General features: G+C 63.7%; 31 protein-coding genes. 18 read left to right on the forward strand and 13 right to left on the reverse strand.

Annotation, left to right across the window (positions count from 1 at the left end):
* Nucleotides 1–10: 10 nt before the first annotated feature.
* The 3 genes from RSPPHO_RS10845 to RSPPHO_RS10855 form a co-directional block, all read right to left on the reverse strand.
* The gene (locus tag RSPPHO_RS10845) at nucleotides 11–214 is read right to left on the reverse strand and encodes a TOBE domain-containing protein (protein ID WP_041795116.1); all 204 of its coding nucleotides are present in this window, start codon (nucleotides 212–214) and stop codon (nucleotides 11–13) included.
* Between the two features lie 308 nt (nucleotides 215–522).
* A complete protein-coding gene (hemB, locus tag RSPPHO_RS10850) occupies nucleotides 523–1,536 on the reverse strand; it encodes a porphobilinogen synthase (RefSeq protein ID WP_014415290.1) in 1,014 nt (337 codons plus the stop codon).
* Complete coding sequence (locus tag RSPPHO_RS10855; protein ID WP_041795118.1) at nucleotides 1,533–2,825, reverse strand: O-acetylhomoserine aminocarboxypropyltransferase/cysteine synthase family protein; 1,293 nt, start codon at nucleotides 2,823–2,825, stop codon at nucleotides 1,533–1,535. The genes hemB and RSPPHO_RS10855 overlap by 4 nt, the downstream gene beginning before the upstream one ends.
* 223 nt (nucleotides 2,826–3,048) lie before the next feature.
* Here RSPPHO_RS10855 and RSPPHO_RS10860 point away from each other — a divergent pair, with 223 nt between their 5' ends.
* The 4 genes from RSPPHO_RS10860 to RSPPHO_RS10875 all read left to right on the forward strand — a co-directional run bounded on the left by RSPPHO_RS10860 (nucleotide 3,049) and on the right by RSPPHO_RS10875 (nucleotide 6,521).
* Nucleotides 3,049–4,188, forward strand: coding sequence for an acyl-CoA dehydrogenase family protein (locus RSPPHO_RS10860; protein ID WP_014415292.1), 1,140 nt, complete (start codon nucleotides 3,049–3,051; stop codon nucleotides 4,186–4,188).
* Between the two features lie 33 nt (nucleotides 4,189–4,221).
* Nucleotides 4,222–5,238 (forward strand): enoyl-CoA hydratase/isomerase family protein, encoded by a 1,017-nt coding sequence (locus RSPPHO_RS10865; protein WP_014415293.1) that lies wholly within the window; start codon nucleotides 4,222–4,224, stop codon nucleotides 5,236–5,238.
* Between the two features lie 79 nt (nucleotides 5,239–5,317).
* Nucleotides 5,318–6,187, forward strand: a complete 870-nt coding sequence (gene mmsB, locus RSPPHO_RS10870; protein ID WP_277905328.1) for a 3-hydroxyisobutyrate dehydrogenase — start codon at nucleotides 5,318–5,320, stop codon at nucleotides 6,185–6,187.
* Nucleotides 6,188–6,305: 118 nt separating this feature from the next.
* Nucleotides 6,306–6,521 carry a DUF6898 family protein gene (locus RSPPHO_RS10875; RefSeq protein WP_041795119.1) on the forward strand — a complete coding sequence of 72 codons (216 nt, stop codon included), beginning with the start codon at nucleotides 6,306–6,308 and terminating at the stop codon, nucleotides 6,519–6,521.
* Nucleotides 6,522–6,635: 114 nt separating this feature from the next.
* Here RSPPHO_RS10875 and RSPPHO_RS10880 read toward each other — a convergent pair whose 3' ends face one another.
* Nucleotides 6,636–7,055 (reverse strand): Ros/MucR family transcriptional regulator, encoded by a 420-nt coding sequence (locus RSPPHO_RS10880; protein ID WP_041795122.1) that lies wholly within the window; start codon nucleotides 7,053–7,055, stop codon nucleotides 6,636–6,638.
* Between the two features lie 542 nt (nucleotides 7,056–7,597).
* Here RSPPHO_RS10880 and rpiB point away from each other — a divergent pair.
* The 3 genes from rpiB to nrdR all read left to right on the forward strand — a co-directional run bounded on the left by rpiB (nucleotide 7,598) and on the right by nrdR (nucleotide 9,968).
* Nucleotides 7,598–8,047 (forward strand): ribose 5-phosphate isomerase B, encoded by a 450-nt coding sequence (gene rpiB / locus RSPPHO_RS10885; protein ID WP_051013835.1) that lies wholly within the window; start codon nucleotides 7,598–7,600, stop codon nucleotides 8,045–8,047.
* Between the two features lie 114 nt (nucleotides 8,048–8,161).
* A complete protein-coding gene (gene glyA, locus RSPPHO_RS10890; RefSeq protein ID WP_014415298.1) occupies nucleotides 8,162–9,454 on the forward strand; it encodes a serine hydroxymethyltransferase in 1,293 nt (430 codons plus the stop codon).
* A gap of 55 nt (nucleotides 9,455–9,509) precedes the next feature.
* A complete protein-coding gene (gene nrdR, locus RSPPHO_RS10895; RefSeq protein WP_041795123.1) occupies nucleotides 9,510–9,968 on the forward strand; it encodes a transcriptional regulator NrdR in 459 nt (152 codons plus the stop codon).
* Nucleotides 9,969–10,030: 62 nt separating this feature from the next.
* On the opposite strand, the gene RSPPHO_RS10900 is transcribed toward nrdR, so the two are convergent.
* The 3 genes from RSPPHO_RS10900 to RSPPHO_RS10910 all read right to left on the reverse strand — a co-directional run bounded on the left by RSPPHO_RS10900 (nucleotide 10,031) and on the right by RSPPHO_RS10910 (nucleotide 13,859).
* Nucleotides 10,031–10,810 carry a M48 family metallopeptidase gene (locus tag RSPPHO_RS10900; protein ID WP_041795125.1) on the reverse strand — a complete coding sequence of 260 codons (780 nt, stop codon included), beginning with the start codon at nucleotides 10,808–10,810 and terminating at the stop codon, nucleotides 10,031–10,033.
* Between the two features lie 110 nt (nucleotides 10,811–10,920).
* Nucleotides 10,921–11,919 (reverse strand): threonine-phosphate decarboxylase CobD, encoded by a 999-nt coding sequence (gene cobD / locus RSPPHO_RS10905; RefSeq protein WP_014415301.1) that lies wholly within the window; start codon nucleotides 11,917–11,919, stop codon nucleotides 10,921–10,923.
* A 68-nt stretch (nucleotides 11,920–11,987) separates the two neighbouring features.
* On the reverse strand, nucleotides 11,988–13,859 hold the full coding sequence (locus RSPPHO_RS10910; RefSeq protein WP_041795127.1) for a cobaltochelatase CobT-related protein: 1,872 nt from the start codon (nucleotides 13,857–13,859) through the stop codon (nucleotides 11,988–11,990).
* Between RSPPHO_RS10910 and RSPPHO_RS10915 the strand changes: the two genes are divergently transcribed.
* Both RSPPHO_RS10915 and RSPPHO_RS10920 read left to right on the forward strand, forming a co-directional pair.
* On the forward strand, nucleotides 13,816–14,664 hold the full coding sequence (locus tag RSPPHO_RS10915; RefSeq protein ID WP_197535602.1) for a major capsid protein: 849 nt from the start codon (nucleotides 13,816–13,818) through the stop codon (nucleotides 14,662–14,664). The two genes, RSPPHO_RS10910 and RSPPHO_RS10915, sit on opposite strands and share 44 nt — an antisense overlap.
* 2 nt (nucleotides 14,665–14,666) lie before the next feature.
* Nucleotides 14,667–15,515 (forward strand): head-tail joining protein, encoded by an 849-nt coding sequence (locus RSPPHO_RS10920; RefSeq protein ID WP_041795130.1) that lies wholly within the window; start codon nucleotides 14,667–14,669, stop codon nucleotides 15,513–15,515.
* Here the strand turns inward: RSPPHO_RS10920 and RSPPHO_RS10925 are convergent.
* Together RSPPHO_RS10925 and RSPPHO_RS10930 are read right to left on the reverse strand one after the other, a co-directional pair.
* The gene (locus tag RSPPHO_RS10925; RefSeq protein WP_014415305.1) at nucleotides 15,512–15,937 is read right to left on the reverse strand and encodes a type II toxin-antitoxin system HicB family antitoxin; all 426 of its coding nucleotides are present in this window, start codon (nucleotides 15,935–15,937) and stop codon (nucleotides 15,512–15,514) included. The genes RSPPHO_RS10920 and RSPPHO_RS10925 overlap by 4 nt on opposite strands.
* Before the next feature lie 59 nt (nucleotides 15,938–15,996).
* Nucleotides 15,997–16,188: a hypothetical protein gene (locus tag RSPPHO_RS10930; RefSeq protein ID WP_041795135.1), complete on the reverse strand. Its 192-nt coding sequence runs from the start codon at nucleotides 16,186–16,188 to the stop codon at nucleotides 15,997–15,999.
* Between the two features lie 97 nt (nucleotides 16,189–16,285).
* Between RSPPHO_RS10930 and RSPPHO_RS10935 the strand changes: the two genes are divergently transcribed.
* From RSPPHO_RS10935 to RSPPHO_RS10960, 6 genes are all read left to right on the forward strand, one after another.
* Nucleotides 16,286–16,954: a hypothetical protein gene (locus RSPPHO_RS10935; RefSeq protein ID WP_041795137.1), complete on the forward strand. Its 669-nt coding sequence runs from the start codon at nucleotides 16,286–16,288 to the stop codon at nucleotides 16,952–16,954.
* The gene (locus RSPPHO_RS10940; protein WP_041795140.1) at nucleotides 16,951–17,382 is read left to right on the forward strand and encodes a phage tail terminator-like protein; all 432 of its coding nucleotides are present in this window, start codon (nucleotides 16,951–16,953) and stop codon (nucleotides 17,380–17,382) included. The genes RSPPHO_RS10935 and RSPPHO_RS10940 overlap by 4 nt, the downstream gene beginning before the upstream one ends.
* Nucleotides 17,383–17,449: 67 nt before the next feature.
* Nucleotides 17,450–18,619: a phage tail tube protein gene (locus RSPPHO_RS19965; RefSeq protein ID WP_041795142.1), complete on the forward strand. Its 1,170-nt coding sequence runs from the start codon at nucleotides 17,450–17,452 to the stop codon at nucleotides 18,617–18,619.
* Nucleotides 18,620–18,653: 34 nt separating this feature from the next.
* Nucleotides 18,654–19,049 (forward strand): hypothetical protein, encoded by a 396-nt coding sequence (locus RSPPHO_RS10950; RefSeq protein ID WP_041795148.1) that lies wholly within the window; start codon nucleotides 18,654–18,656, stop codon nucleotides 19,047–19,049.
* A 56-nt stretch (nucleotides 19,050–19,105) separates the two neighbouring features.
* Nucleotides 19,106–19,393, forward strand: coding sequence for a phage tail assembly chaperone (locus tag RSPPHO_RS10955; RefSeq protein WP_014415309.1), 288 nt, complete (start codon nucleotides 19,106–19,108; stop codon nucleotides 19,391–19,393).
* Nucleotides 19,390–19,701, forward strand: a complete 312-nt coding sequence (locus tag RSPPHO_RS10960; RefSeq protein WP_014415310.1) for a hypothetical protein — start codon at nucleotides 19,390–19,392, stop codon at nucleotides 19,699–19,701. The genes RSPPHO_RS10955 and RSPPHO_RS10960 overlap by 4 nt, the downstream gene beginning before the upstream one ends.
* A 551-nt stretch (nucleotides 19,702–20,252) precedes the next feature.
* Here RSPPHO_RS10960 and RSPPHO_RS10970 read toward each other — a convergent pair.
* Nucleotides 20,253–20,537 (reverse strand): helix-turn-helix domain-containing protein, encoded by a 285-nt coding sequence (locus tag RSPPHO_RS10970; protein ID WP_041795151.1) that lies wholly within the window; start codon nucleotides 20,535–20,537, stop codon nucleotides 20,253–20,255.
* On the reverse strand, nucleotides 20,494–20,772 hold the full coding sequence (locus tag RSPPHO_RS10975; protein ID WP_014415311.1) for a BrnT family toxin: 279 nt from the start codon (nucleotides 20,770–20,772) through the stop codon (nucleotides 20,494–20,496). The genes RSPPHO_RS10970 and RSPPHO_RS10975 overlap by 44 nt, the downstream gene beginning before the upstream one ends.
* A 294-nt stretch (nucleotides 20,773–21,066) precedes the next feature.
* On the opposite strand from RSPPHO_RS10975, the gene RSPPHO_RS19970 reads away from it, so the two are divergent.
* Nucleotides 21,067–21,687 carry a hypothetical protein gene (locus RSPPHO_RS19970; protein WP_157879195.1) on the forward strand — a complete coding sequence of 207 codons (621 nt, stop codon included), beginning with the start codon at nucleotides 21,067–21,069 and terminating at the stop codon, nucleotides 21,685–21,687.
* Nucleotides 21,688–21,781: 94 nt separating this feature from the next.
* Here the strand turns inward: RSPPHO_RS19970 and RSPPHO_RS10980 are convergent, their stop codons facing one another.
* On the reverse strand, nucleotides 21,782–22,027 hold the full coding sequence (locus RSPPHO_RS10980) for a helix-turn-helix transcriptional regulator (RefSeq protein ID WP_173391149.1): 246 nt from the start codon (nucleotides 22,025–22,027) through the stop codon (nucleotides 21,782–21,784).
* Nucleotides 22,028–22,176: 149 nt separating this feature from the next.
* On the opposite strand from RSPPHO_RS10980, the gene RSPPHO_RS17880 reads away from it, so the two are divergent.
* Both RSPPHO_RS17880 and RSPPHO_RS10990 read left to right on the forward strand, forming a co-directional pair.
* The gene (locus RSPPHO_RS17880; protein ID WP_014415312.1) at nucleotides 22,177–22,980 is read left to right on the forward strand and encodes a Rha family transcriptional regulator; all 804 of its coding nucleotides are present in this window, start codon (nucleotides 22,177–22,179) and stop codon (nucleotides 22,978–22,980) included.
* A 5-nt stretch (nucleotides 22,981–22,985) separates the two neighbouring features.
* The gene (locus RSPPHO_RS10990; RefSeq protein ID WP_157879196.1) at nucleotides 22,986–23,384 is read left to right on the forward strand and encodes a hypothetical protein; all 399 of its coding nucleotides are present in this window, start codon (nucleotides 22,986–22,988) and stop codon (nucleotides 23,382–23,384) included.
* Between the two features lie 44 nt (nucleotides 23,385–23,428).
* Here the strand turns inward: RSPPHO_RS10990 and RSPPHO_RS19975 are convergent, their stop codons facing one another.
* Entirely contained in the window at nucleotides 23,429–23,728 is a 300-nt protein-coding gene (locus RSPPHO_RS19975; RefSeq protein WP_157879197.1) for a hypothetical protein, read from the reverse strand.
* Between the last annotated feature and the right edge of the window lie 83 nt (nucleotides 23,729–23,811).

Consider the following 23,811-nt stretch of genomic DNA (forward strand, 5'->3'; position numbering starts at 1 on the left):
CCTACCAGTCTTACTTGGCCAGCATGACTTCGGTGGACTTGATGATGGCCGAGACTTCGTCGCCGACGGTCAAGCCCAGATCGTCAATGGCTTCCACGGAGACGACGGAGGTGACGCTCTGGCCCCCGATGTCGATCTTCACCTTGGCGACAATCTGCCCCTTGGCGATTTCCACGACTTTTCCCTTGAGGGCGTTGCGAGCACTGATCTTCATGGTAGGTCTCCAGGATGAACTATCTTGCCGGACTATCTTGGGGTCCGTGGCGAGGAGTATTGCCTCAATCTCTTCGTGTGTCAATCGTCGTGCTAGTTTATTAAAGAAAAAACCGTTATTACCCCAAGGTTTCGAGCGGTATTATTTGGCGTTTTTCGCTGTGCACTTCTTCTATCGTTCGGAGGCCCTCTTGCCGAACCCCATAAAAAAAACCGCCCTTCCCCCACAGGAAAAGCGGTCGCCCCTGCCCAGCCGCCCCCTAAGGAACGTAGGGGTCTGGGGAGGCCCCGCCTCCCCAGCCTTGTTTTTTACCCGCGACGCAGCAGACGAGCCGCCTCGACCGCGCAGTAGGTGAGGATGCCATCGGCCCCGGCGCGCTTGAAGCACATCAGGGTTTCGAGCACCGCCTTGTCGTTGTCGAGCCAACCATTGTTGATGGCGGCCTTCAGCATCGCGTACTCGCCGCTCACCTGATAGGCAAAGGTGGGCACGGCAAAGGTGGTTTTGACCCGCTGGATGATGTCCAGATACGGCAGGCCCGGCTTGACCATGACCATGTCGGCGCCTTCCTGGAGGTCCATGCCCACTTCGCGCAGGGACTCATCGGTATTGGCCGGGTTCATCTGGTAGGTCTTCTTGTCGCCCTTGAGCGCTCCCTTGGTCCCCAGCGCATCGCGGAAGGGGCCGTAGAAGGCGCTGGCATACTTGGCGGCATAGGAACAAATCTGCACATGCTGCAAGCCTGCGGCATCGAGCGCTTCGCGAATGGCGCCGATGCGGCCGTCCATCATGTCCGAGGGAGCAATGACATCGCAGCCGGCCTGGGCCTGGACCACCGACTGGCGGCACAGGGCCTCGACCGTTTCATCGTTGAGGATCTGCCCGTCGTGCACGATCCCGTCATGGCCATCGGAGTTGAACGGATCGAGGGCCACATCACACCAAAGGCCGATGTCGGGCACCGCCGCCTTGAGGGCGCGCACCGCCCGGCATACCAAGTTGTCCGGGTTGGCCGATTCGCGTCCATCGGACGTCTTGAGCGCCGCGTCGATGCACGGGAACAGAGCCAGGGCCGGAATGCCAAGGTCGCGCGCCTCGCGCGCGGCCTCAACCAGAAGGTCGATGGAGAGCCGATCCACGCCCGGCATGCTGGTCACGGGCTCGCGGACGCCTTCGCCCTCGACGACGAAAACCGGCCAGATCAGGTCGTTCACCGTCAGGACGTTTTCGGCCACCAGACGCCGGGACCAGTCGTCCCGGCGCGAACGGCGCAGGCGGGTGCGGGGAAAGCTCCCCACGGAGCTTGGATGCGGTGTGTTCACAGGGACTCCAGCGCTTGCTTCAGGTCACCGAGAATGTCGTCGATATGCTCAAAGCCGATCGACAGCCGGACATACCCCTCGGAAACGCCCGATGCAAGCTGGTCCTCAGGCGAGAGTTGGCTGTGGGTGGTTGAGGCCGGGTGGATGGCGAGGCTGCGGGCATCGCCAATGTTGGCCACGTGATAAAACAACTTCAGGGCGTCAATGAACCGGCGCCCGGCCTCCAGGCCTCCGGTCAACTCAAATCCCAGCAAGGCGCCGTTGCCGCCCTTGAGCACGGCATCGCGCCGACGGGCCTCTTCGCCGGTTTGCAAGCTGGGGTGAATGACCTTGGTCACCTTGGGGTGTTGGGCCAGGAAGGCGGCTACCTTGTCGGCGTTTTCGTTGTGGGCGCGCAGGCGCAAGGGCAGCGTCTCCAGGCCCTGGAGGATCTGGAAGGCGTTGAAGGGGCTAAGCGCCGCGCCGATGTCGCGCAGCAAGATGACGCGCGCGCGCAGGATATAGGCAATGGGACCCAGCGGCTTGACCGCCTCGGTCCACACCGCGCCGTGATAGCTGGGGTCGGGCTGGGTCAGGGTCGGGAAGCGCTGGGCGTGGGCCTCCCAATCAAAATTGCCGCCATCGACGATCAAGCCACCGATGCTGGTGCCGTGGCCGCCCAGGTACTTGGTCGCCGAGTACACGACCACGGCGGCGCCCAGGGCCAGCGGCCGGGCGATGATGGGGGCTGCCGTGTTATCGACGATCAGGGGCACGCCCAGCTCACGACCGATCGCCGCCACTTCCTGGATCGGGAACACCCGCAGTTTGGGGTTGGGCAAGGTCTCGGCATAATAGGCTCGGGTGCGCTCGTCGGTGGCGGTGCGGAAGGCCTCGGGGTCGGCGGGATCAACGAATCGCGCTTCGATGCCCATCTGGGCAAAGGTGTTGGCAAACAGGTTCCAGGTTCCGCCGTAGAGGTCGGTCGAGGTCACGAAATTGTCCCCGGCCCGGCACAGGTTGAGAAGGGAAAAGGTGCTAGCCGCCTGCCCCGACGCCACCGCCAGCGCCGCCACCCCCCCTTCCAGGGCCGCGACCCGCTGCTCCAAGACGTCGGTGGTCGGGTTCATGATGCGGGTGTAGATGTTGCCCAGTTCCTTGAGGCCAAACAAATTGGCCGCGTGCTCGGTGTCGCGGAACTGGTAGGAGGTGGTCTGGTAGAGGGGAACCGCCACGGCTCCCGTGGTCGGGTCGGCGCGATATCCGGCATGCAGGACAAGGGTTTCGGGGTGAGTGCTGGAGATCGACATGCGCCATTTTCCTTTGTTGTTCCGGGCCAACGCGGCCTGCGAGGTCCCGACTGTGCGAGCCTGCCTTGCGGAAATCAAGCCTCATCCGGTGAAAATGTGAACTTTTTCGATGGCATGAATAGGGTGATGTGGCGGTGTTTACGTAAGCGTTAGTTTCGGCTTTTCCTGCCTTCGAGGGCCGATTATAGTCCGGGCCAAAAATCAAGGCCCCGGGAGGAAGCCCATGACCCTTCACCTCAACGAGGACCAGCGCCAGTTCCAAGACGTGGCGCGGGCCTTCGCCGAGACCGAATTGCGCCCCCATGCTGCCACCTGGGACGCGGAGAAGATCTTTCCCGTCGAGACCCTGCGTCAGGCGGCGGCACTTGGCTTTGCCGGCATCTACTGCCGCGAGGACCTGGGCGGATCCGGGCTCACCCGCTTGGACGCCGCCCTGATCTTCGAGGAATTGGCCACCGCCTGTCCTTCCACAGCCGCTTACCTGACCATCCATAACATGGTGGCGTGGCTCATCGATTCCTTTGCCCCCGAGGCCCTGCGCCAGCGCTTGCTGCCCTCCCTTTTGAGTATGGAGACCTTCGGCTCCTACTGTCTGACCGAGCCCGGCGCTGGCTCGGATGCCGCCTCCTTGCGCACCCGGGCCCGGCGCGAGGGCGACGTGTATGTGCTTGACGGGCAGAAGGCCTTCATCTCGGGGGGCGGCCACTCGGATGTCTATGTGGTCATGGCCCGCACCGGCGGCGAGGGCGCCCACGGCATCAGCGCCTTGGTGGTGGAAAAGGGCACGCCCGGCCTGTCCTTTGGCAAGTCGGAAGCCAAAATGGGCTGGAACAGCCAGCCCACGGCGGCGGTGATGTTCGATGGCGTGCGGGTTCCGGTCGCCAACCGGCTGGGCGAGGAGGGCGAGGGCTTCCGCTTTGCCATGATGGGCCTTGACGGCGGGCGCTTGAACATTGGGGCCTGCTCGCTGGGCGGCGCGCGCGGCGCCATGGAGGCGGCCCTGGCCTATGCCCGCGAGCGCAAGCAGTTTGGCCGGGCGATCACCGACTTTCAGGCTACCCAGTTTCGTCTGGCCGACATGGCCACCGAACTGGAGGCGGCCCGGGCCCTGTTGCACAAGGCGGCCGGGTATCTTGATGCCAAGCATCCCGAGGCCACCCGCTGGTGTGCCATGGCCAAGCGCTTTGCGACCGACGTGGGCTTTAAGGTCGCCGACGAGGCCCTGCAACTCTTCGGGGGCTACGGTTACACCAAGGACTATCCCGCCGAGCGGCTCTTGCGCGATTTGCGGGTGCATCGCATCCTGGAAGGCACCAACGAGATCATGCGGGTTATCATTGCCCGGCGCTTGTTGGCCGACTGACCCTCCCCTCCTTGCCGCACGGATCGCTCCTCGATGACCTACGATGAAATCCTGTTTACGGTTGAAAAGGGTGTTGCCCGCGTCACCCTCAACCGGCCGAAGGCGCACAATGCCCTGACGCTGTCCAAGATCCGCCATCTCGATCCGGCCTTGCGCGTGTGGGCCGATGATCCCGATGTGCGCCTTGTGGTCATCGAGGGCACGGGGGAGCGGGCGTTCTGCGCCGGGGGCGACGTGCGCGCCATGGCCGAGGCGGTCCACGATGGGCGCTTCGCCGACAACGAGGCCTTTTTTGCCGAGGAATACCGCCTCAACCGCCTGATCAAGACCTACGAGAAGCCGTTCATCGCCCTGATGGACGGCATCACCATGGGGGGCGGCGTTGGCATCTCGGTGCACGGCCGCTTCCGGGTGGTGACCGAGCGCACCGTTTTCGCCATGCCCGAGACCGGCATTGGCATGTTCCCCGACGTGGGCGGAACCTTCTTTTTGCCCCGCCTGCCGGGCCGGGTCGGGACGTGGCTCGCTCTGACCGGGGCCCGGCTCAAGGCCCCCGACCTGCTGGCGCTGGGCCTTGCCACCCACCACATCCCCGCCGAGCGCTTGGACGAACTCAAGCAGGCGCTCATGAGCAGCCCCCATCCCGCCCAGGTGCTGAACCATTACCACGTCGATCCCGGCCCGGGCGTCCTGACCAACGAGCAGCGCGTGTTGATCGACCGCTGTTTCGCCTCCGACAGTGTCGAGGCCATCGTTGCGGTTCTGGAGGCCCAAAACGACCCCTGGGCCCAGGACGCTTGCGAGACGATCCTCGCCAAATCGCCCACCGCCTCCAAGATCACGCTGCACCAGATGCGCCTGGGCGCCACCTTGACCTTCGATGCGGCCATGGACCTGGAATACCGCATCGCCACGCGCATCACCCGGTTGCCCGACTTTTACGAAGGCGTGCGCGCTGTGTTGATTGACAAGGATAATACCCCGCGCTGGTCGCCCGCCTCCTTGGAGGCCGTGGCGTCCCAGACGGTCGAGGCTGTTTTCGCCCCCTGACGCCCGGAAGAGGCGCAGGACTGCTCTTCAAGCCACCACAAAAAAACAGGGAGGACGACCATGACCCCCACTCGCCTTTATCGGCCTTGGCAACATGGGCGGGCCGATGGCGCGCAATCTGCTGAAGGCCGGGGCTCCGGTGCATGTCTTTGACCTCAGTGCCGAGGCCGTCCAGGCCGCCCAGGCCGCCGGTGCCCACGTCGCCGCCAGCCCGGCCGCCGCCGCCGCCCAGGCCGACGTGGTGGTCACCATGCTGCCGGCCGGCAAGCACGTGCGGGCGGTTCTGGAAGGCGAGGGCGGGGTGATCCGTGCTGCCCGGCCCGGATCCCTGCTCATCGACTGTTCCACCATCGACGTGGACACCGCCCGCCTGCTCGCCGCCCAGGCCGAGGCGGCGGGGGTCGCCATGGTCGATGCGCCGGTGTCGGGCGGGGTCGCCGGGGCAACCAACGCCACCTTGACCTTCATGGTTGGCGGCCCCGAGGCGGCGGTCGAGCGGGCCCGGCCCCTTCTGGCGCTCATGGGCAAGACCATTGTCCATGCCGGGGACGCCGGCACCGGGCAGGCGGCCAAGATTTGCAATAACATGCTCCTGGCCATTTCGATGATTGGCACCTGCGAGGCCTTTGCTTTGGCCAAGCGCCTGGGGCTCGATGCCCAGAAGCTCTTCGACATCAGTTCCAAGGCGTCGGGGCAGTGTTGGTCGATGACCAGCTATTGTCCGGTGCCCGGACCGGTGCCGACGTCCCCGGCCAACCGCGACTATGCCCCGGGCTTTGCCGCGGCCATGATGCTCAAGGACTTGCGGCTGGCGCGCGAGGCGGCCGCGGCAGCCGATGCGCCCATACCCTTGGGGGCGGCGGCCGAGGCGCTCTACAGCCTGTTTTGTGCGCAAGGCAACAGTGGGCTGGATTTCTCGGCCATTATTCGCATGATGGAGGGTGCTTGAGGGCGTCGCTGGCAAGAGGCAAGGCTGGGGAGGCGGGCCTCCCCAGACCCCTCATTCCTTTAAGGGAAAAGGAGAGGGGCGGGGCGCCTGATTGGGAACACACCAGGGGAATCGCCCGATGACCGCTAAGTCCTCCATGCCCTCCCGCCCTCGGGAGGTTCTCTATGAAATCCGCCAGTCCGGCGCCTACATGCGCGTGGCAGCGATCGACGCCGAAACCGGTATAGAGGCGGTGATGGTGGGGCCGGCCTCGGCCAGCCTGACCACCCTTCAGCACAATGCGGCGCGCAAGCTCGCCTTTATTCTCTCGCGGAACGAGACGCCCGGGCGGTAAGCCTTCCCCGCCAACGCCTGGGCAAAAAACCCAACGATAGCCCTGGGCGAAGCGCCCGGGGCCTCGTGTGTTTCCAAAACTATTCCGCTTCGCCGGTTGTTTGGTCCGGGTCGCTTAATCGGCGGCTTTGCGGCCAAGCCCGATCTTTTTGGCGAACTCGGAGCGCTGCTGCGCATAGTTGGGCGCCACCATGGGGTAGTCCGGCGGTAACCCCCACTTCGCCCGATATTCTTCCGGCGTCATGTTGTAGTTGGTGCGCAGATGCCGCTTGAGCATCTTGAGTTTCTTGCCGTCCTCGAGGCACACCAGATGATCGTTCTGGATTGACTTTTTAATAGGAACAGCGGGCTTGGCGGCCTCGGACCGGACCTCTTGCGGCGGCGCATCCAGGCCGGTCAGGGCCTGGAAGGTGGTCTGGATCAGGTCGGGGATCTGGGTTGCCGGCGTTGGGTTCTTGCTGACGTAAGCGGAAACAACGTTTACCGCCATCTTCAGCAGGTCATCCTTGCTCAGGGCCTCCGGTTTTTCGTCCATCTTTCCTCTTACTTTCGGCTGTATCATGTGTTGAAGACAGCGTGCCCGGCTTGCGCCTCTTTGCTCAATGGCGCTTATTTTTTTACCGGTCTCTCTCTGTTTGCCTCAGTCTTTGTGGCTTGTCAATCAACAGGGGCGTTTTCCGTCTGATTATAGGCGGGTGGGCCACAAGGAGTGGGAGGGTATTATGGCGTCTCCCCCTCATATCCAGACAAAAGGTGTAATCTTTTGGTAAAGTCGGGAGGCTTACTGAGTGTTTTTTATCCAGGAGCGGTGGGATGCGTGTGGTGTTGGCAGGGATGCGATTCTTTGGTGCTGGCTCCTAGGGATGAGCACGCCCGGCGGGTGGTGGAGGGCTCGTGGCTTTGCGGCGCTCCATCGTTGTGCTACAGTTCTCAGCCCTCTCCTCTCGCATCCTCGCTTTGAGGCGTGCCCCGGGGAATGAAGGGGCCCGGAGTCTCGCGCGAGTCTTCTAAAGGCGGCACGGCGGGGGCAGTCGGGGCAGGAGAGGGCAGGCCGCAGTGTGTAGGGGAAAACAGATCATGAAGGCGGAAGTGGTGGCCCTGGCCTCCGACCATGGCGCACTCGAGATGCGGGCCATGCTGGCGGCTCATTTACGGGCGCGGGGGGTGGACGTTCTGGATCTCGGCACGCCCGGACCCGACGCCGTGGACTATCCCGACATGGCCGACCTGCTGGCCGAAACCTTGCGCGCCGGCCGGGCCAGCCGGGGCATTTTGCTGTGCGGCACGGGGATCGGCATTTCCATCGCCATCAACCGTCACCCCGACATGCGCGGGGCCCTGGTCCACGATGCCTATGGCGCGCGGCTGTGCCGCCAGCATAATGACGCCAACATCCTGGTTCTGGGGGGGCGCACCACGGGGTCCGAGGTGGCCAAGGAATGCGTTGACATTTTTCTGGCGACCCCGTTCGAAGGAGGGCGTCATGCCCGGCGCGTCGCCAAACTGGGGGGCTTGCTCCCCTCTTGAGGATTTCCCGGCCGTTTTGCGGCCTCCTCCGGCCGGTTCCCGGCCCCTCCCGGAGCTCTTGTCTCCTGCCCCGCCAGGGGGCCAGGGTTCCGCAACCAACGGAATATCGCACGGATGAACGACTATACTCCCTGGTCCGGCTTTTTCTCTGCCCCCGTGGCCGAGGCGGACCCCGCGATCCATCAGGTCCTGCGCGCCGAGTTGTGCCGTCAGCAAGAGCAGATCGAGCTGATTGCCTCGGAAAACATCGTGTCGCGCGCGGTTTTGGAAACGGCGGGCAGCGTCCTGACCAACAAGTATGCCGAAGGCTATCCCGGTAAGCGCTATTACGGCGGCTGCGAGGAAGTGGACGTGGCCGAGGATTTGGCGATTGAGCGCGCCAAAGCGTTGTTTGGCTGCTCTTACGTCAACGTCCAGCCCCACTCCGGCGCCCAGGCCAACGGCGCGGTCATGCTGGCTCTGGTCAAGCCGGGCGAGACCATTTTGGGCATGAGCCTTGCTGCGGGCGGCCACCTGACCCATGGCGCCAAGGCGGCGATGTCGGGCAAGTGGTTCAATGCCGTGCAGTACGGTGTGCGCCGCGAGGACGCCCGCATCGACTATGACGAGGTCGAGGCCCTGGCCCGCGAGCACAAGCCCCGCTTGATCATCGCCGGCGGGTCGGCCTACCCCCGCGAGATCGACTTTGTCCGCTTCCGCGCCATTGCCGACGCCGTCGGCGCGCTGTTGATGGTGGACATGGCCCACTTCGCCGGACTGGTTGCCGCAGGCTTGCACCCGAGCCCGGTGCCCCTTGCCGATGTGGTCACCACCACCACCCACAAGACCCTGCGCGGTCCGCGCGGCGGCCTGATTTTGTCCAACAACCCCGATATCGCCAAGGCCCTGGCCTCGGCCGTGTTCCCGGGGCTTCAGGGCGGCCCGCTCATGCACATCGTGGCCGCCAAGGCGGTGGCCTTGGGCGAGGCCCTGCGCCCCGAGTTCAAGGCCTATGCCCAGGCCGTCAAGGACAATGCCCGCGTGTTGGGTGAGACCCTGATCGCCGGCGGCCTTGACATCGTCTCGGGCGGCACCGATACCCACCTGATCTTGGTCGATCTGCGACCCAAGCACCTGACCGGCGCCGTCGCCGAGAAGAGCCTGGAGCGCGCCGGCATGACCTGTAACAAGAACGGCATTCCCTTCGACCCGGAAAAGGCCACCGTGACCTCGGGCATTCGTCTGGGATCGCCGGCCGCCACCTCGCGCGGCTTCGGTCAGGCGGAGTTCCGCGAGATCGGCGCCATGATTTTGGAAGTGCTGGACGGTCTGGCCCGCTCGCCCGAGGACAATAGCGCCGTCGAGACCGCCGTGCGGGCCCGCGTGCGCGCGCTTTGCGATCGCTTTCCCATATATGGTGGGTTATAAAACTCTTTGACCCCATGGCCTGACGGCAGGCCGTGGGCCAGGGAGTTACTTGGTCATGCGGTGTCCGTTCTGCGGCCATGGCGATACTCAGGTGAAGGACTCGCGTCCGACGGAAGACAGCAGTGCCATCCGTCGGCGCCGGTTCTGTCAGGCTTGCGGGTCGCGCTTCACGACCTTCGAGCGGGTCCACTTGCGCGATCTCGTGGTGCTCAAGCGCAACGGCCAGCGCTCTCCCTTCGACCGGGAAAAGCTTGCACGCTCGATTCGCATCGCGTGTCGCAAGCGGCCCGTGGATGACGAGCGCATCGAGCGTATCGTCTCGGGCATTCAGCGCCACCTGGAAAGTCTGGGCGACGCCGAGGTTGAGTCCAAGGCCATCGGCGAGGCGGTCATGGAGCATCTGGCCGGCCTTGATCCCGTGGCCTATGTCCGCTTTGCGTCGGTGTATCGGAATTTCCGCGAGGCCAAGGACTTCGAGGAGTTTGTCGAGACCCTGAGTTCCCTGTCGGTCTGATCGCGTCCGACGCGCCCTCCTCGACCCGAACGGGAGGGGTCGTGGGGACGGCCCCCCATTCCTTAAGATTTGTAGGAAGACTTATTGTAGAGGTCCAGGGCTTTGGGCATGACGCTTTGCAGCTTCTGGATCCGGTTGCCCTCGCTGGGGTGGGTCGAGAGGAATTCGGGCACGCCCGCCGATCCTTGTGCCGCCATGTTTTCCCACAGCTTGACCGCTTCGCGCGGGTCATACCCGGCCCGGGCCATGTAGTAGAGGCCCATCTCGTCGGCCTCGGATTCATGGGTGCGGCTATAGGGCAAGATCACGCCCAGGGTGGCCGCCTGTTCCAGGAGGGAGGCGCCCTGCTGCCCGACGCCCAGCGCCGCCCCAGTCAGTTGCACGCCGGTTTGTACCAAAAGCTGTTGCGAGATCCGCTCCTCGCCATGGCGGGAGACCGCATGGGCGATTTCGTGGCCGACCACGGCGGCAATCTGCGCATCGGTGCGGGCCACCGTGGCCAACCCGGTATTGATCCCCACCTTGCCGCCGGGCAGGGCGAAGGCGTTGGCGGTCTTGTCGTCGAAGGCGTTCACCTCCCACTGATATTTGGGGAGATCGTTGGCGCGGATCAGCCGCTCGGTGATGGCCCGCACCCGCTGGGTGTAGGGATCGGAGGCGGGCAGCACCCGCTTTTCCTGCTTGGCCTGCTGATAGGCCTGCGCCCCCATCTGTACCCCTTGCTGCGGGCTGATCAAAATCAGTTGGTCGCGTCCCGTGACCGGGTTTTGAGCACAAGCCCCCAGGACCAGAGCCGCCAGCGCCCCCTTGACCCCCAAGGAACAGCGAGAGATCAACGCCATGACGAAAAGCCTCCCAGCATCAAAAGTATGAGGGGTCTGGGGAGGCAAGCCTCCCCAGCCTTCTCTTATATAGGATCATATCGCATCCCAAGGGTGGGGACGCGTCGAGATCAAGACAAGGCCCGACGCAAGCGCTTCTCATCGGCCGGCGTCGGCGGCAGGCCAAAGCGCAGGAGATCCGCCGGGTCGCGAAAGGCCCGCACCAAAATCCCGGCCCGTCCCAGGCGCTCGAACACCTGCCCGGCGTCGGGGTGGCGCACGGTGCGAAATAGGCTGGTCCCGCCGATCACCGTCAATCCCGCGTCGGCCAAAATCGCGTCGAGCCGCGCTGCCCGCCGCTGCAACCGCAGCCGCTGACGCTGACGCCAGCGTTGGTCGGCCTCGGCCCGGGTGCCCACGGCCAGGGCCGGCCCCGAGACGGCCCAGGGCCCCAGGCGCTGGCCCAAGGCGGCACTGATCGCCGGATCGGCCGCCACCCAGCCCAGCCGCGCCCCGGGCAGGCCGAAAAACTTGCCAAACGAGCGCAAGACGACCAGGCCGGGCCGGCCGGCGTGCGACACCACCGAGACCTCGGGCGTCACCTCGGCAAAGGCCTCATCCACCACCAGCCAGCCGCCGGCCCTGGCCTGCCGCTCGGCCGCCGCCAAAATCCGCGCCGGATCCCAGGTCTGGCCGGTGGGGTTGTTGGGGTTAATGACCACCACCACGCCGCCTTGCCCCGCCCGGCTCACCGGATCGGCCACGGCCTCAATGGTGCGCCCGGCCCCGGCCCAGGCCTCGGCATGCCCACCATAGCCCGGCGCCGGGACCACGACCGGCCCGGGCGGCGCCTGACAAAAGGGAAGCGTTTGCAAGGCCGCCTGTTCCCCGGCCACCGGCACGATGCCAGCCTGAGGATCCACCCCATGGGTCGCGCGCACCACCGCGACAAAGGCCTCGCCCCAGCGGGCCAGCGGCAGCCGGGTCCACACCTCGGGGGCCAGGGGCGGCACGGGATAGGGAACGGGCGCGATACCGGTGGACAGATCCAGCCAGTCCGCCTCCCGGCCAAACAACTGGGCCGCCACATCCACGGCGCCCCCATGCCAAAATAGAGAAGAACAGCTCATCCGGCCCTCACGCTAGAGAACGAGGGGTCTGGGGAGGCCCGCCTCCCCAGCCTTCCCTTTCCTTCCCTTCACATCACAAACGGCCCGCGTCGGCGCTCGTGCCGGCCCTCCCCCTCTTCCGCAAACAAGGACAACAACGCCCGCATCATGGTTCCCCCCAAATCCTCGGGGTCGTTCAAGGTCACGGCGCGGCGGTAGTATCGGGTGACATCGTGGCCAATCCCAATGGCGACCAGTTGCACCGGCGAGGTTGTCTCAATCTGAGCAATCACCTCGCGCAAATGCGCCTCCAGGAAATTGCCGGTGTTGGCCGACAAAGTGCTGTCATCGACGGGCGCCCCATCGGAAATGACCATGAGGATGCGCCGGGCCTCGGGCCGTCCGAGCAAGCGGGCATGCGCCCACAGCAAGGCCTCGCCGTCGATGTTTTCCTTGAGGATCCCTTCCTTGAGCATGAGACCCAAGGCGCGGCGCGAGCGGCGCCAGGGCTGGTCGGCGGGCTTGTAGATGATATGGCGCAAGTCATTGAGGCGGCCGGGATGCACGGGTTGCCCGGCCTCCTTCCAGGCCTCGCGGGCCCGCCCGCCCTTCCAGGCCGTGGTGGTAAAGCCCAGCACCTCGACCTTGACCCCGCAGCGCTCCAAGGTGCGGGCCAGGATGTCGGCGCTTAGGGCGGCCACGGCAATGGGGCGGCCGCGCATCGAGCCTGAATTGTCGATCAGCAAGGTGACCACGGTGTCGCGGAACGCCGTTTCCTTCTCGCGCATGAAGGACAGGGCGTGCGACGGGTTGGCCACGACTCGGGCCAAGCGGCCGACGTCCAGGGTCCCTTCCTCCAGATCGAACTCCCAGGCCCGGGTCTGCTGGGCCATCAAGCGGCGCTGGAGGCGGTTGGCAATGCGCGAGACCACGCCTTGCAAGGGCACGAGCTGGCGGTCTAACTGGGCCCGCAGCCGGGTCAGTTCCTCGGCGTCGCACAGATCCAAGGCGTCCACCACCTCGTCGAAGGCCTTGGTGTAGGCCTTGTAGCGCTCGGGCGGCTCCTCGGGCAGGGGGCTGTTGCGCCGGCGCGAGGGATCGCCGGAACCGGCCGGATCCTCGCCATCGGCGCCGGGCATCATGCCCTCGGCCTCGGCGGCGGTTTCGTCCTCGCCCTCGGCCCCCTCGCCTTCGCCCGGCATCACCTGCGGTTCGCTTTGGGGGCCGGGGCTGGTCACGCCTTGGGGGCTGGCCGGTTCGTCAGCCTCGGTGTCTTCGCTGGTGTCGCCCTCGTCGGAGGCGGGCTCGCGGGTATCGTCGGCCTCGTCTTGGAAGTCCTCCAGGCCCATGTCGGCGAGCAGCCCGCGGGCGGCGCGGGCGAACTGCTCCTGATCGTCGAGCCGGCGGCCCATGACGTCCAAGGCCTGGACCAGCGACGGCGGCAGCGCGGCGCGGGCCAGGGCGACCACATGGTCCATGACCGGGCCCGGGGTCACGGCTCCGAAATGGGCGAGCGCCATCAGCCGCACGGCGTCGCCCATGGGAACCTGGGTGGCGTCGGTGGCGTCGGCGAAGCCTTCGGTCGAGAGGCGGCCCTCAATGGTGCCGGCGAGGTTGAGGGCGACGCCGGCCATGCGCCGCGCCCCCAGGGTTTCGTAGCGGGCCTGTTCCAGCCCGGCAAACACCTCGCGCGCCGCTAGGGTTTGCGGCTCCAGACGGGCCTGCACCACGGTGTCGTGATGGCGCAGCTTGAGGGCCAGACTGTCGGCGGTGCCGCGCAGGCGCACCAGGGCCGCGGCATCGACGGCGCGCGGCGGCAGGGGCAAGCGGGCCTGTCCTCCCACCAGGGCCGCCGTGCCGGGGGCATAGCTGACCCCCAGGCCTGGCCGTCCGGCGATGGCGCGTAAGGTGGCCGAGGTGGCGGTTTTGAGCGTCTCGGTCGCGGCGTCGGGGGGGGCCATTGGCGAGAAGCGCAAGGTGCGCGGCTTCAAGACGGTTCGACTGGCCCAGGCGTCGCGCATCCACGCCAGCGAACTCCAGAACATCCGCGCGTTCGGTTCCGAGAGTGAGTTGGCCCAGGTCCAGGTCGAAGTGGCGCGCCGGCAAGTGCTGATGCGCCGGGACTTCGAATTGACCTTCGAGAACATGTTCTTGGGAATGGTCCAGGGTTTAGCCGTCGATGCCGATGGCTCGACTTTGTACGACTGGGCGACGGAGTTCGGCCAGACGATCCCGGCCGAAATCGACTTCGACTTGGACAATGCGACCCCAGCTTCGGGGGCGGTGCGCAAGAAGTGCAACGCCGTGGTCCGGTCGATCCTTCAGGGCCTGCGAGGCCTTGGCGGCGCCAGTGTTCGGGTTGTTGCCCTCTGCGGTGATGCTTTTTGGGACGACCTCACCGCGCACAAGGAAGTTCGCGAGACCTACCTGAACACCCAGATGGCCGCCGATCTGCGTCAGGGCAACGCCTATGAGACCTTCAGCTACGGTGGCATCACATTCGTGAACTATCGCGGCACTGATGATGGCTCGACTGTCGTTATCAATACCGACAAGGCTCGGTTCTTCCCGGTTGGCGCGGGCATTTTTCAGTGGGCGCTTTCGCCTGGAGAGAGCTTCGACTTTGTGAACCAGCTTGGTCAGGAGCTTTATTCTGCCGTTATCCCCGATCGCGACCGCAACGCCTGGGCGGACGTGGAAATGTATTCCTACCCCTTGCCGGTCTGCACCATGCCGCAGGCTTTGCATCGGGCGAAGCGAACCTAACCATGCCCTCGCCCTTCCCCTGGTCCACCCTCATGCGCCAGCTTGGCGAGCCCGCCACCTACACCCCGGCCACTGGCGCCCCAGTCACGCTCTATGCCAAGCGCATCGGGGGCGGTCGCGAGGTGGCGGTGGGTAGTGTGCGGCTGGTGGCCGAGGACCTGACGGCCCATGTCCTGCGCGCCGACTTGCCCACTCCGGCCGCTGGCGACACGCTGGCCTTGGGCGCAGGGACGTGGACGGTGGGTGCGGTCGAGCCCTTGGCCGACGACCCACAGGCTACCCGCTGGGCGCTGCGTCTGACCTGGGGCCTGCTGGTCACGATCCGCGCGGCTGGCGGCGCGGACGGGGCGGGGCTTGACCGGTCTCTGGCCTACACCGCCGCCCCGGCCCCCGCGGGCGCCACCAGCCTGACCATTCAAGTCGGCGGTTGGACGGCGGGAGGCTTGCAAGCCGGCGACACCCTGGCCGTGGGCGGGGAGGAATACGAGGTGACGGCCGGTACCACCCTTGTGTTTGTCGGTGGTGGCTATGCCTTCGAGGGCGTAGCGATCGACCCGCCCCTTTCCGACCCCTTGGCCGGGGGTGAGGTGGTGACGATCACCCCGGCAGCGCCGGACGGGGCGCGCCAGGTCTTCGCGGCGCCGGCCGAGTGGACGGCGGAAGAAGTCGCCGGCGGCATCGCCACCAGCGACCAGCGGTTGGTGATCCGCGCCGCGCCCGGGCTTGCAGCGCCGACCACATCCGACGAGGTTGTCCTTCCTGGAGAGACGCGCGGGCGGGCGGTCACGTCGGTAAGGACGATCCACACGGGCGCCGATGTGGCCGCATGGGTCGTGACGGTGGCGGGTTAGGCCGCGTCTCGCACGCTGGCCTCGACGACCAGGCCGAGGGCGGCAAAGGCGGCCTCGATCTGGTCCATCTTGCTGGCGTGGGTCAGATCCAACAAGCGCCAGACGTCCTTCGGGCCCTTCCCGAGACGGCGGGCCAAGTCGCTCTGGGAAACACCCTGCGCCCTCATTTCCAGGTACAGGCGCACTTTCAGGCTGTCCAGGACCGGCAGGCGCGCTACGGGCCGCCCATCGGTGGGCGACGGCAACGGGATGTCTTCACGATCCCGGACCAAGGCGGCAAGCATGGTCCGGACAGCATCGACGGCATGCCCCAGAGCGTCGGCTTCGTCGTCGCCGAAGGTGTGGCACCCTGGAAGGTCTGGAACAGACGCGAGGACGGTGCCGTTGTCGTCGGGTGTGAATTCGACAGGGTATGCGTACATGGCCTTATCCCTACTAGGCAGGGGGTGAAGGTGACGGTTCGAGACGAGGGAAACTGGGGCTACTTGAGCCCCAGGTCCTTTTTGATCCGCTCCACTAACCCCGTGCCCAGTTGCTTTCTGCCGCCGTGCGTTGGGAGGATGGATCGTTTTCCGTTGGCGGGGTTTAAGAGGTCTTTGTGTCCGGTTCCTTTCTTGGTGTCCACCAAGACCCCTTGGTTTTTAAGCCAACGCTCGAACTGGTCTGTGTTCATCACCTCCACCCTTCGTTGTTCATGAAGGTAATATGCGGCACTTGTGCCAAATGGTCAAGCGAAAAATGAGGCACTTGTGCCAAATTATGGAGGTGTCATGAGCGCCGCCCAACGTCTGCACTCGTTCAGCACCCAAATTGATGCCGCCAAGCGGCTAACCCTCGGCCCGGGCCGCCAGCAAGAACTGGTCGCTTTGTGCCGCTGGGCTCTGACCGAGGGGCACAAGATCAATAGAACCGCTATCGGGCACGACATTGCCGCGCGCACGCTTGTTAACGGGGTGCAGGCGCCTATTGAAAGCGTTCGCTCTGGCGGGGTGGTTCTTCATCAGTTTGCCGTCCACCAAGCGGCCGTGGACTTTGCCTACGAGACCTTAAAAAAATTATCTCCTGTGGAAACAGGAAATTACAAAAGCGAGCACCAGATGCTCGTTAATGGAGAATCTGTTGATCCCTCTTCCCAGGTCGGCGTTGACGATATTGTTATTTTTGTTAATTCAGAACCTTATACACGTCGCATTGAGTGGGGTTTGTCGAAAAAAAAGGCGCCCAACGGGGTTTACTTCGGAAAGACGCCTTCCGGCTCTTCGGAGGCTGCCTATGCTGTCGTTCGCCGGCGGTGGGGGGCTGTGGTCACTGTGGCCTTCCAATACATCGCCCTGTTTGATGGCGAAATCGTGCGGGGGAAGGAAGCGAATGCCCCGAGCATCCGCTACCCGGCGCTGATCATCGCGCCTAAGGGCACGCGCATTGGAAAGGTCTCATGAGCACCGCTGCCTTTCAGGACATTGTCCGGCAGCGCCTTGCCGCATGGAGTGGCGCCGTTGTGCGCCCAGGTCGAAATACCGACTTCCAGCCGCCGCGCGCGCCTTGGGTTGACGTGGACTTTCCCGGCGCCCAGGTGGCGCGCGCCGACATGGGGGCGGATGAGCCGCTCTGGGAAGAGGTTGGGGCCGTCATGATCCACGTCTTCGTTCCCCCAGGAACAGGGGACCGAGTTGCCTCCGCGTTGGCCGATTCCCTGGCCCGGCACTTCCTGCGGTGGGCGCCTCCGGCGGGCGTGACTATCACCGAGCGCATGCAGGGTCAGGCCGGCCCTCGCGACATCGAGGGCGACCCCGAGCTTAAAGGGCGATGGTGGGGTGTGAGTTTTGGCCTGTCTTACGTGTACCAGTTTTTCGACCCTATCGACTGACCCTGACCCATAGCCCACCCAAAGGCCCGCCACCGTGCGGGCTTTTTCTTTTGAAGGAGAAAAGCCCATGGCGACCACGGGCTATTTTGCCGCACAAGACACGAACAACCTAACCATTGGCCTTGCGCGAGAAACGACCTGGGGCACGCCCCCGACCGGCACTTACGAGGGCATGCGCGTCCAGTCGTTCGGGTTGGGGGAGAACACCAACCGCACCCGCCCGAACGAAATTCGCCCCGACATGCAGGCGAGCGCCGCCGTGACTCAGGATGTCCAGTCGTCCGGTGGTCTTCAATTTGCGATCAGCTACGGCAATCAAGACTTGGTCTGGCCGACACTGTTTACCGGCGACTGGACCAACGATCTGGCGATCAGCGACACCGACATTGCGGCCGATGCCACGGCCAAGACGTTCTCCGGGGCGGCGGGCACGTTTAGCGCGGTGGCCCTGGGGCAGTGGGTCAAGGTTTCGGGGTTCAGCGCGGCCGGTGCCAACGGCTACTTCCGCGTCACGGCCAAGGCCTCGGACGGCGCGTCCATCACCGTAGACCCGGCTCCCGCCACCGATGCCGGGGGCGAGGCGGTCACGGTCTCCGGCTCTCTGCTGGTCAACAGCACCGTGGTCAACACGCTGTCGATCCAGGAGCGCTACAGTACCACGCACGGCTTTATTTACTCGGGGTGCATTGCTTCTGGAGGTCAAATCAACGCGGCCCGAGGGCAGTTCTTTTCCGGCACCATTGACCTGATCGCCAAGTCTGAGGAAAAGGCCGCTTCTGCGGTCGGCACCATGGGGGCCGCGCCGACCAACCGCGTGTTCAACACGGTGGGCAACATGCGCGCCATCGCGCTGGGCAGCCTCACCGGCGCCAAGGTGGACAGTCTGACCACGACCATCGCCCGTGAAGGCGCGGCGGCAAACTTCGCCCTTGGGGACCCGGGCGCTATTGGGGTGACCCTGGGAACCTTTACGGTCTCCGGGCAAATCAAGCTCTACTTTTCCGATTATTCGGCCTACGACCTTTACAAGTCTGAGGCGGCCATCCGCACTAGCTACCAAGTCACGGACAAGGCAGGCAACAGCTACATTGTGGAACTGCCTGAGATCGTCTTGGGCAAGGTCACGCGCGAGCGTGGTGGCCCCAACCAACCGGTCATGGCCACTTTCGAGTGGATGGCCGACCCCCACCCGACCCTTGGCTGGACCATGGGCATCAACCGCTTCCCGGCCGCTTGACGCGGCCTTTCTTTTCTTTCAAGAGGACAATCAGATGGACTTGAACGATTTCGCCGTCAACGAAGACCTGTTCGAGGGCGGTTTCGTGCTCATGCTCTCGGCCGACAGCGGCGTGCGCCTGCGCTCGGCTGGCTCCGATAAGGCCCAGGCGGTGCGCGAGCGCCTCTATAAGCCCTACGCCTCGTTCCGCGAGATCCCCGACGACATCCAGGCGCGCCTGACGTGCGACTGGATCGCCCAGGGCTTGGCGGTCGAGTGGATCGGCCCCTGGACGATCGGTGGCGCCCCGCTGGACACCTCCGATCCCAAGGCGGTGTCGCAGGCCCTCCAGCACCCCAAGTTCAAGCCTCTGCGCACCAAGCTGTTGTTGGCCGCGAGCAGCGAGGACAATTTCCGCGCCGCTGCCGAGGCTGGCGCGGAAAAAAACTAAGGGAATGGGCCGAGTGGCGGTTCGGGTGGGGGGCTGACGCCGAGAGTGTCGCCAAGATGCACATTGAAGACGGCGAAGAGCCGCCCGAGGTGTGCATCGCCCCGCCGCTTAGCCCGGCCTTAACCCGTTACGTCGAGGCTTTCCACTACCTCTCTTCCGATCGACCCGTTGGGATGGACGTTGGCGCCATCCCGACGAGCGCCATCCTCGCCTTCGCCCGCGAAATCGACGGGGTGGCGGGGCGGCGCGAGTTGCTGCTGTACCTGCGGATGGTGCGCGCGATCGACGACGAGTTTCTCAGGGCGCGGCGGGCCAGTGCGGAAAAGGAGCGGGAGAAGCGATGAAAATCTGGCTCCGTCGCCTCCTCGCTTACAAGGAGCGCGCATCACTCAAGGCCTACCTGCGTGCCCTCAAGGCCCTGGGCATCCCCGTAACGGGCATCGACTGGGATTTTTGGGATTATCCCACGCCAATCATCTGCGCCACCCCACCCACCAACAACATCACCGAGGCGCTGGCCCTTGAAGACATGGCTCATGATACCGTCGAAGCGACATTGCCGGGCCTTGTGGGGTTGGTGGTGATCAGGTGGCAATATCCGCCCGCGCGCCCACCGCATTTCGCGTTTCAAATTAACGTTGGAATTGACTAAAATCCAGCTTCTATCTTTAAGGGAGGTTGGATATGGCAAAAGCAAAGGCTTTGATCGCGATCGCTGCGGTACTGCCGATTTCTGCGTGTGCGTCCATGACGACGGGAACGAGTCAGTCTGTTTCGATATCAACGACCCCGAAATCCGGGGCTTCTTGTGAGGCTAGAAACGAGAAGGGAGCGTGGGCTCTGCCGAGTACGCCAGGGTCGATCACGGTCTCCAAGTCAGCGTCTGACTTGACGGCAACGTGTAAAACGCAGGATGGCATGGTCGGCACCGCCTCCATCGCTTCAACAACGGCGGGTGCCGCTTTTGGCAACATTTTGGTGGGCGGCATCATCGGGGCCGCTGTTGATATGTCGAGTGGCGCCGCTTACCAATACCCGAGTCAAATGGTTGTCCCTCTGGTGGAGCCTGGGCAGGCGCCAGCGCAGGACCAGCCAAACCAACCCCAGGCGGCCGTTGTGCCACCTCAGACTACAAAACAAGACTAAGAGGTCCTGCTAGAAGTGGCCGCCCTTCGGGGCGGCCTTTTTATTGGGTGAAATTGGTCATGCCGCCCGCAACGCCTGGGCCACGGCATCGGGCATGCGAGAGATGACCAGGAGATAACTTGACGCAGCGCCATCGGGAGCCCGTCGGCCTTGCTCCCAGTCCCGCAAAGAGGCAACAGGGATCCCGTAGCGTTCGGCAAAGGCTGCCTGGGTCAGGCCGGTGGCATTTCGGGCCTTTCGGGCCAGCATCGCTCCTAGGCCGCGTTCAAACTCGTCGTCGGAGAGCGGTGCGTCGTCGTCAGGAGGATCGAACGGTGCGGTAGCGGCTTGTTTCTCGGTCATTGGCCTTCCTCACGCTGATCATTCGATGCGCCTCGCCCCGCAGGGTAAAGACGCAGACCCAAACCCGGCCATCGACGGAGCCATAGGAAATGAAGCGCTCTTCGGCGTAATCGAAGCGAACATCGAGGATGTCGAGGCGGTACGGATCGGATAGGACCTCAGCCCCGAAAGCCAAGGAAACCCCATGCTTTTCCTTATTGGTGGCGTCCTTGGCCGGGTCGAAGTCGATGTGCATGGAAAAATATACGGCATTGCCGTAGGTCGATCAAGAGGGCGCGAGACGTCCTTCCGGCTTTGGGCTGCGCTAAGAGTATCTTCAGCAAATCAGAAAACCAAACTGTGGCGGCCGTCCTTCTGGGATGGCCGTTTTTTTGAATAGGCTGTGTGACGAAGGAGGTAGGCGGTGCTTCATAACGAGTCAGCCCGCTCAATCCCGTCGTTGGGGAGCGTATATCCACTGCAAAGCTAGAGATGTGGACACCCATCTAAGATCGTGGCATCCTTTTGCCACATTTTGGAGGAGGGGGGCGTGGGGAACTGGAAGGTTTTTTGGGGGGTAGCTGGCTCGCTGAGCGCGGCATATCTCGGGTTCAATATGTACACGGTTGGGCAAGCATTTACCTTTGCGCCGTTTTGCGAAGGGACTGGCAGGCAGTTCGATGACCACGCTTTAGCCCAGAAAGACTTAGAGGTTTGGACGAATCCGGCTAAGGAAGGGGCTGCAACTCTAGAAAAAATTGAGACCTTTAACGTCTACGACAGGCTATGCGTAAAAAACGGCTGGTCCCTTCTGGGGGAGGGCTACTCACAAAAAGTGGTAGGATGGGTGGAGACCCGAGCTATAACGCCGATGACGGAGGCGGATCTTGATGAATGGTTGGCGCGAAAAAAGAAAGAGATGTTTGAGAAGGATTTTGGTAGAGAAACCGATAGAATGGGAGATTGCATGAATTTCATTAGATTAAATGCGAGCATACCAAATAGCGTTAGCTATAAAGGTTATAAAAGCTCACAAATAGGTGAAGAGTTGACCATGCAAATGGGCTTTAGTGCAAAAAATTCTTTTGGTGTGGAGATGGAATACGTAGCCAAGTGCTCTTGGAGATCGGGATCAAAGACGATGGGCGGAGAAATTTCTTTAAACAGGTAGTTTTCGCCTTTGCTTCCCAGCAAATTTGGCGATTTAGGTTGACGGCTATGTTGTTTTTTCTTCCTTTAAAAGGCCCGCCAAAACGGGCCTTTTTTTATTCAGTCAATTCCACCCCAGCCTCGGTGAACCGCACGCCCGCGTCTTCAAGGGCGCGCTGGATGGCGGCGAGGGTGGATCGCTGGGGGGCGCGTGCTCCGCGCTCGAAATCGACAATGGTGCGCTTTGACACCGCAGCCGCTTCCGCAAGCTGGTCACGTGACCACTCGACCATTGCCCTGGCGGCCCTGCATTGCGCGGCGCTAATCGTCACGTAAAGACCCCTATTGCCCTTTTTGTGCATATATCTTAGTGTCGATATTGCACTATCTTTGCTAACATCGCAAGCGGATGGTGGCGGGGCTGGCCTAGGAAACTATCCCCGCCACCAAAAAAGCGGCCCCGGTTGCGAGCCGGGGCCTTTCACCACAACCGCCTACACGAGAGGCAGTTATGACGCAGATTCTACCAGCACCGACCGTCCACGTGAAGGACGGAATCGTTTTCGCCAACAGCCGCGACGTTGCGGACTTCTTCGGAAAGCGGCACGACCACGTCCTCCGGGACGTTGACCAAGTTATTGAAAACATTAGCTCCCCAAATCTGGGGGCCCCGTGGTTTCGGCAGATCGTGGCCTTTGACGAAGGTGCGAACCGCGAAATCCGGTCCTTCGACATGACCCGCGACGGCTTCACGCTGTTGGTCATGGGCTACACCGGCCCGAAGGCGATGGAGTTCAAGGTCCGCTATATCCAGCAGTTCAACGACATGGAGGAGTCCCTTCGCAAGCCTGCGCTCCCCGACCTGTCCGACCCGGTTGTTCTGCAAACCCTTATCCTGGAGCAGTGCTCCAAGCGCATCGAGGCCGAGCGCCGGGCCGACGTGGCCGAGCGGAAGGTTGAGGCGGCCTCAGCCACCGTTGCGGCCTTCGATCGGATCGCCGGGGCCGACAACTCCATGTGCGTCACCGATGCAGCGAAGACGCTTCAGATCCGGCCCAAGGCGCTCTTCGATTGGATGAGCGGGCATGGGTGGACGTATCGCCGCCCGGGCAAGGCGGGGTGGCTGGCCTACCAGGACAAGATCCAGGCCGGGTTGCTGGAGCATAAGGTCGCGACGGTTTCGCGGCCTGATGGGACGGAGAAAGTGGCGGAATCGGTTCGCGTGACCGGAAAGGGTCTCGCCAAGTTGGCCCGGGCGGTTCCAGGGGCCAAGGCGCCGACGAACGGCGGCTTGAACCTGGACGCGGCGGAGTGATGGCCATGCAAACCAGACGGGGTTTCCTCGCGTCCACGGCTGCTGTTGCCACAACCGCCGCCCTGGTCGGCATCCCCATCCTGGCCCACAGCCAGAGCCCGGACGCCGAACTCCTCGCCCTGGGGGCCGAGTATGAGTCACTGCTCGCCACCAGCTACGACCACCCCGGCGAAGACGGCATGCCCGAAGAGATGTGGGAGCGCTTTTACGAGATCGAGGACCGGATTTCCGTCCTGGAGCCCAAGACCTTGGAAGGCGTGGCCGTGCAGTTGCGTTTGGTGTGGTGCTGGCATGCGAATAGCGGTGTCGAACACCGCTATGGGGCGCAACGCGACAGCGACGACCGCACCAAGCTGTTTTGGGGCGTGATCCAGACCGTCCGGGGCATGGGCGCAACGGCTTGATTGAGAGGGGGCCGGGTGAGGAGACCGGCCCTCCCATTCTGATGTCACTTAAAAACTCGTCCCGTGGAAACATCAACGTAAATGCGGTTGTTGATCGTCATTCCGCCGCAGTATACAAAATAAACAGGGGCGCTATTCATGTTCATGCTCTTTACAAATCCGCCAAACTCTTTGAAGTCTGATTTGCTACATATTCCTGATGTTACCATGTGGCGGGCCGCGTCTGAAAATACTCCAGAGTACACGGCATAATCATCGGAGCTGCTCACAAGGTCACTCCACTCATCAGCAAAGGCTGATGTGGGGATGAGGGCCATAATGGCAGCGGCAACGAATAGCTTCACGGCAAAATCCTCCGCTCAAGGTTAGAGCGGCAACCCTGAATCAACGCAGAGCCGAAAACAAGCCGTCACGGGAGACCGTGGCG

Source organism: Pararhodospirillum photometricum DSM 122, assembly GCF_000284415.1.
GTDB classification, from domain to species: Bacteria; Pseudomonadota; Alphaproteobacteria; order Rhodospirillales; family Rhodospirillaceae; genus Pararhodospirillum; species Pararhodospirillum photometricum.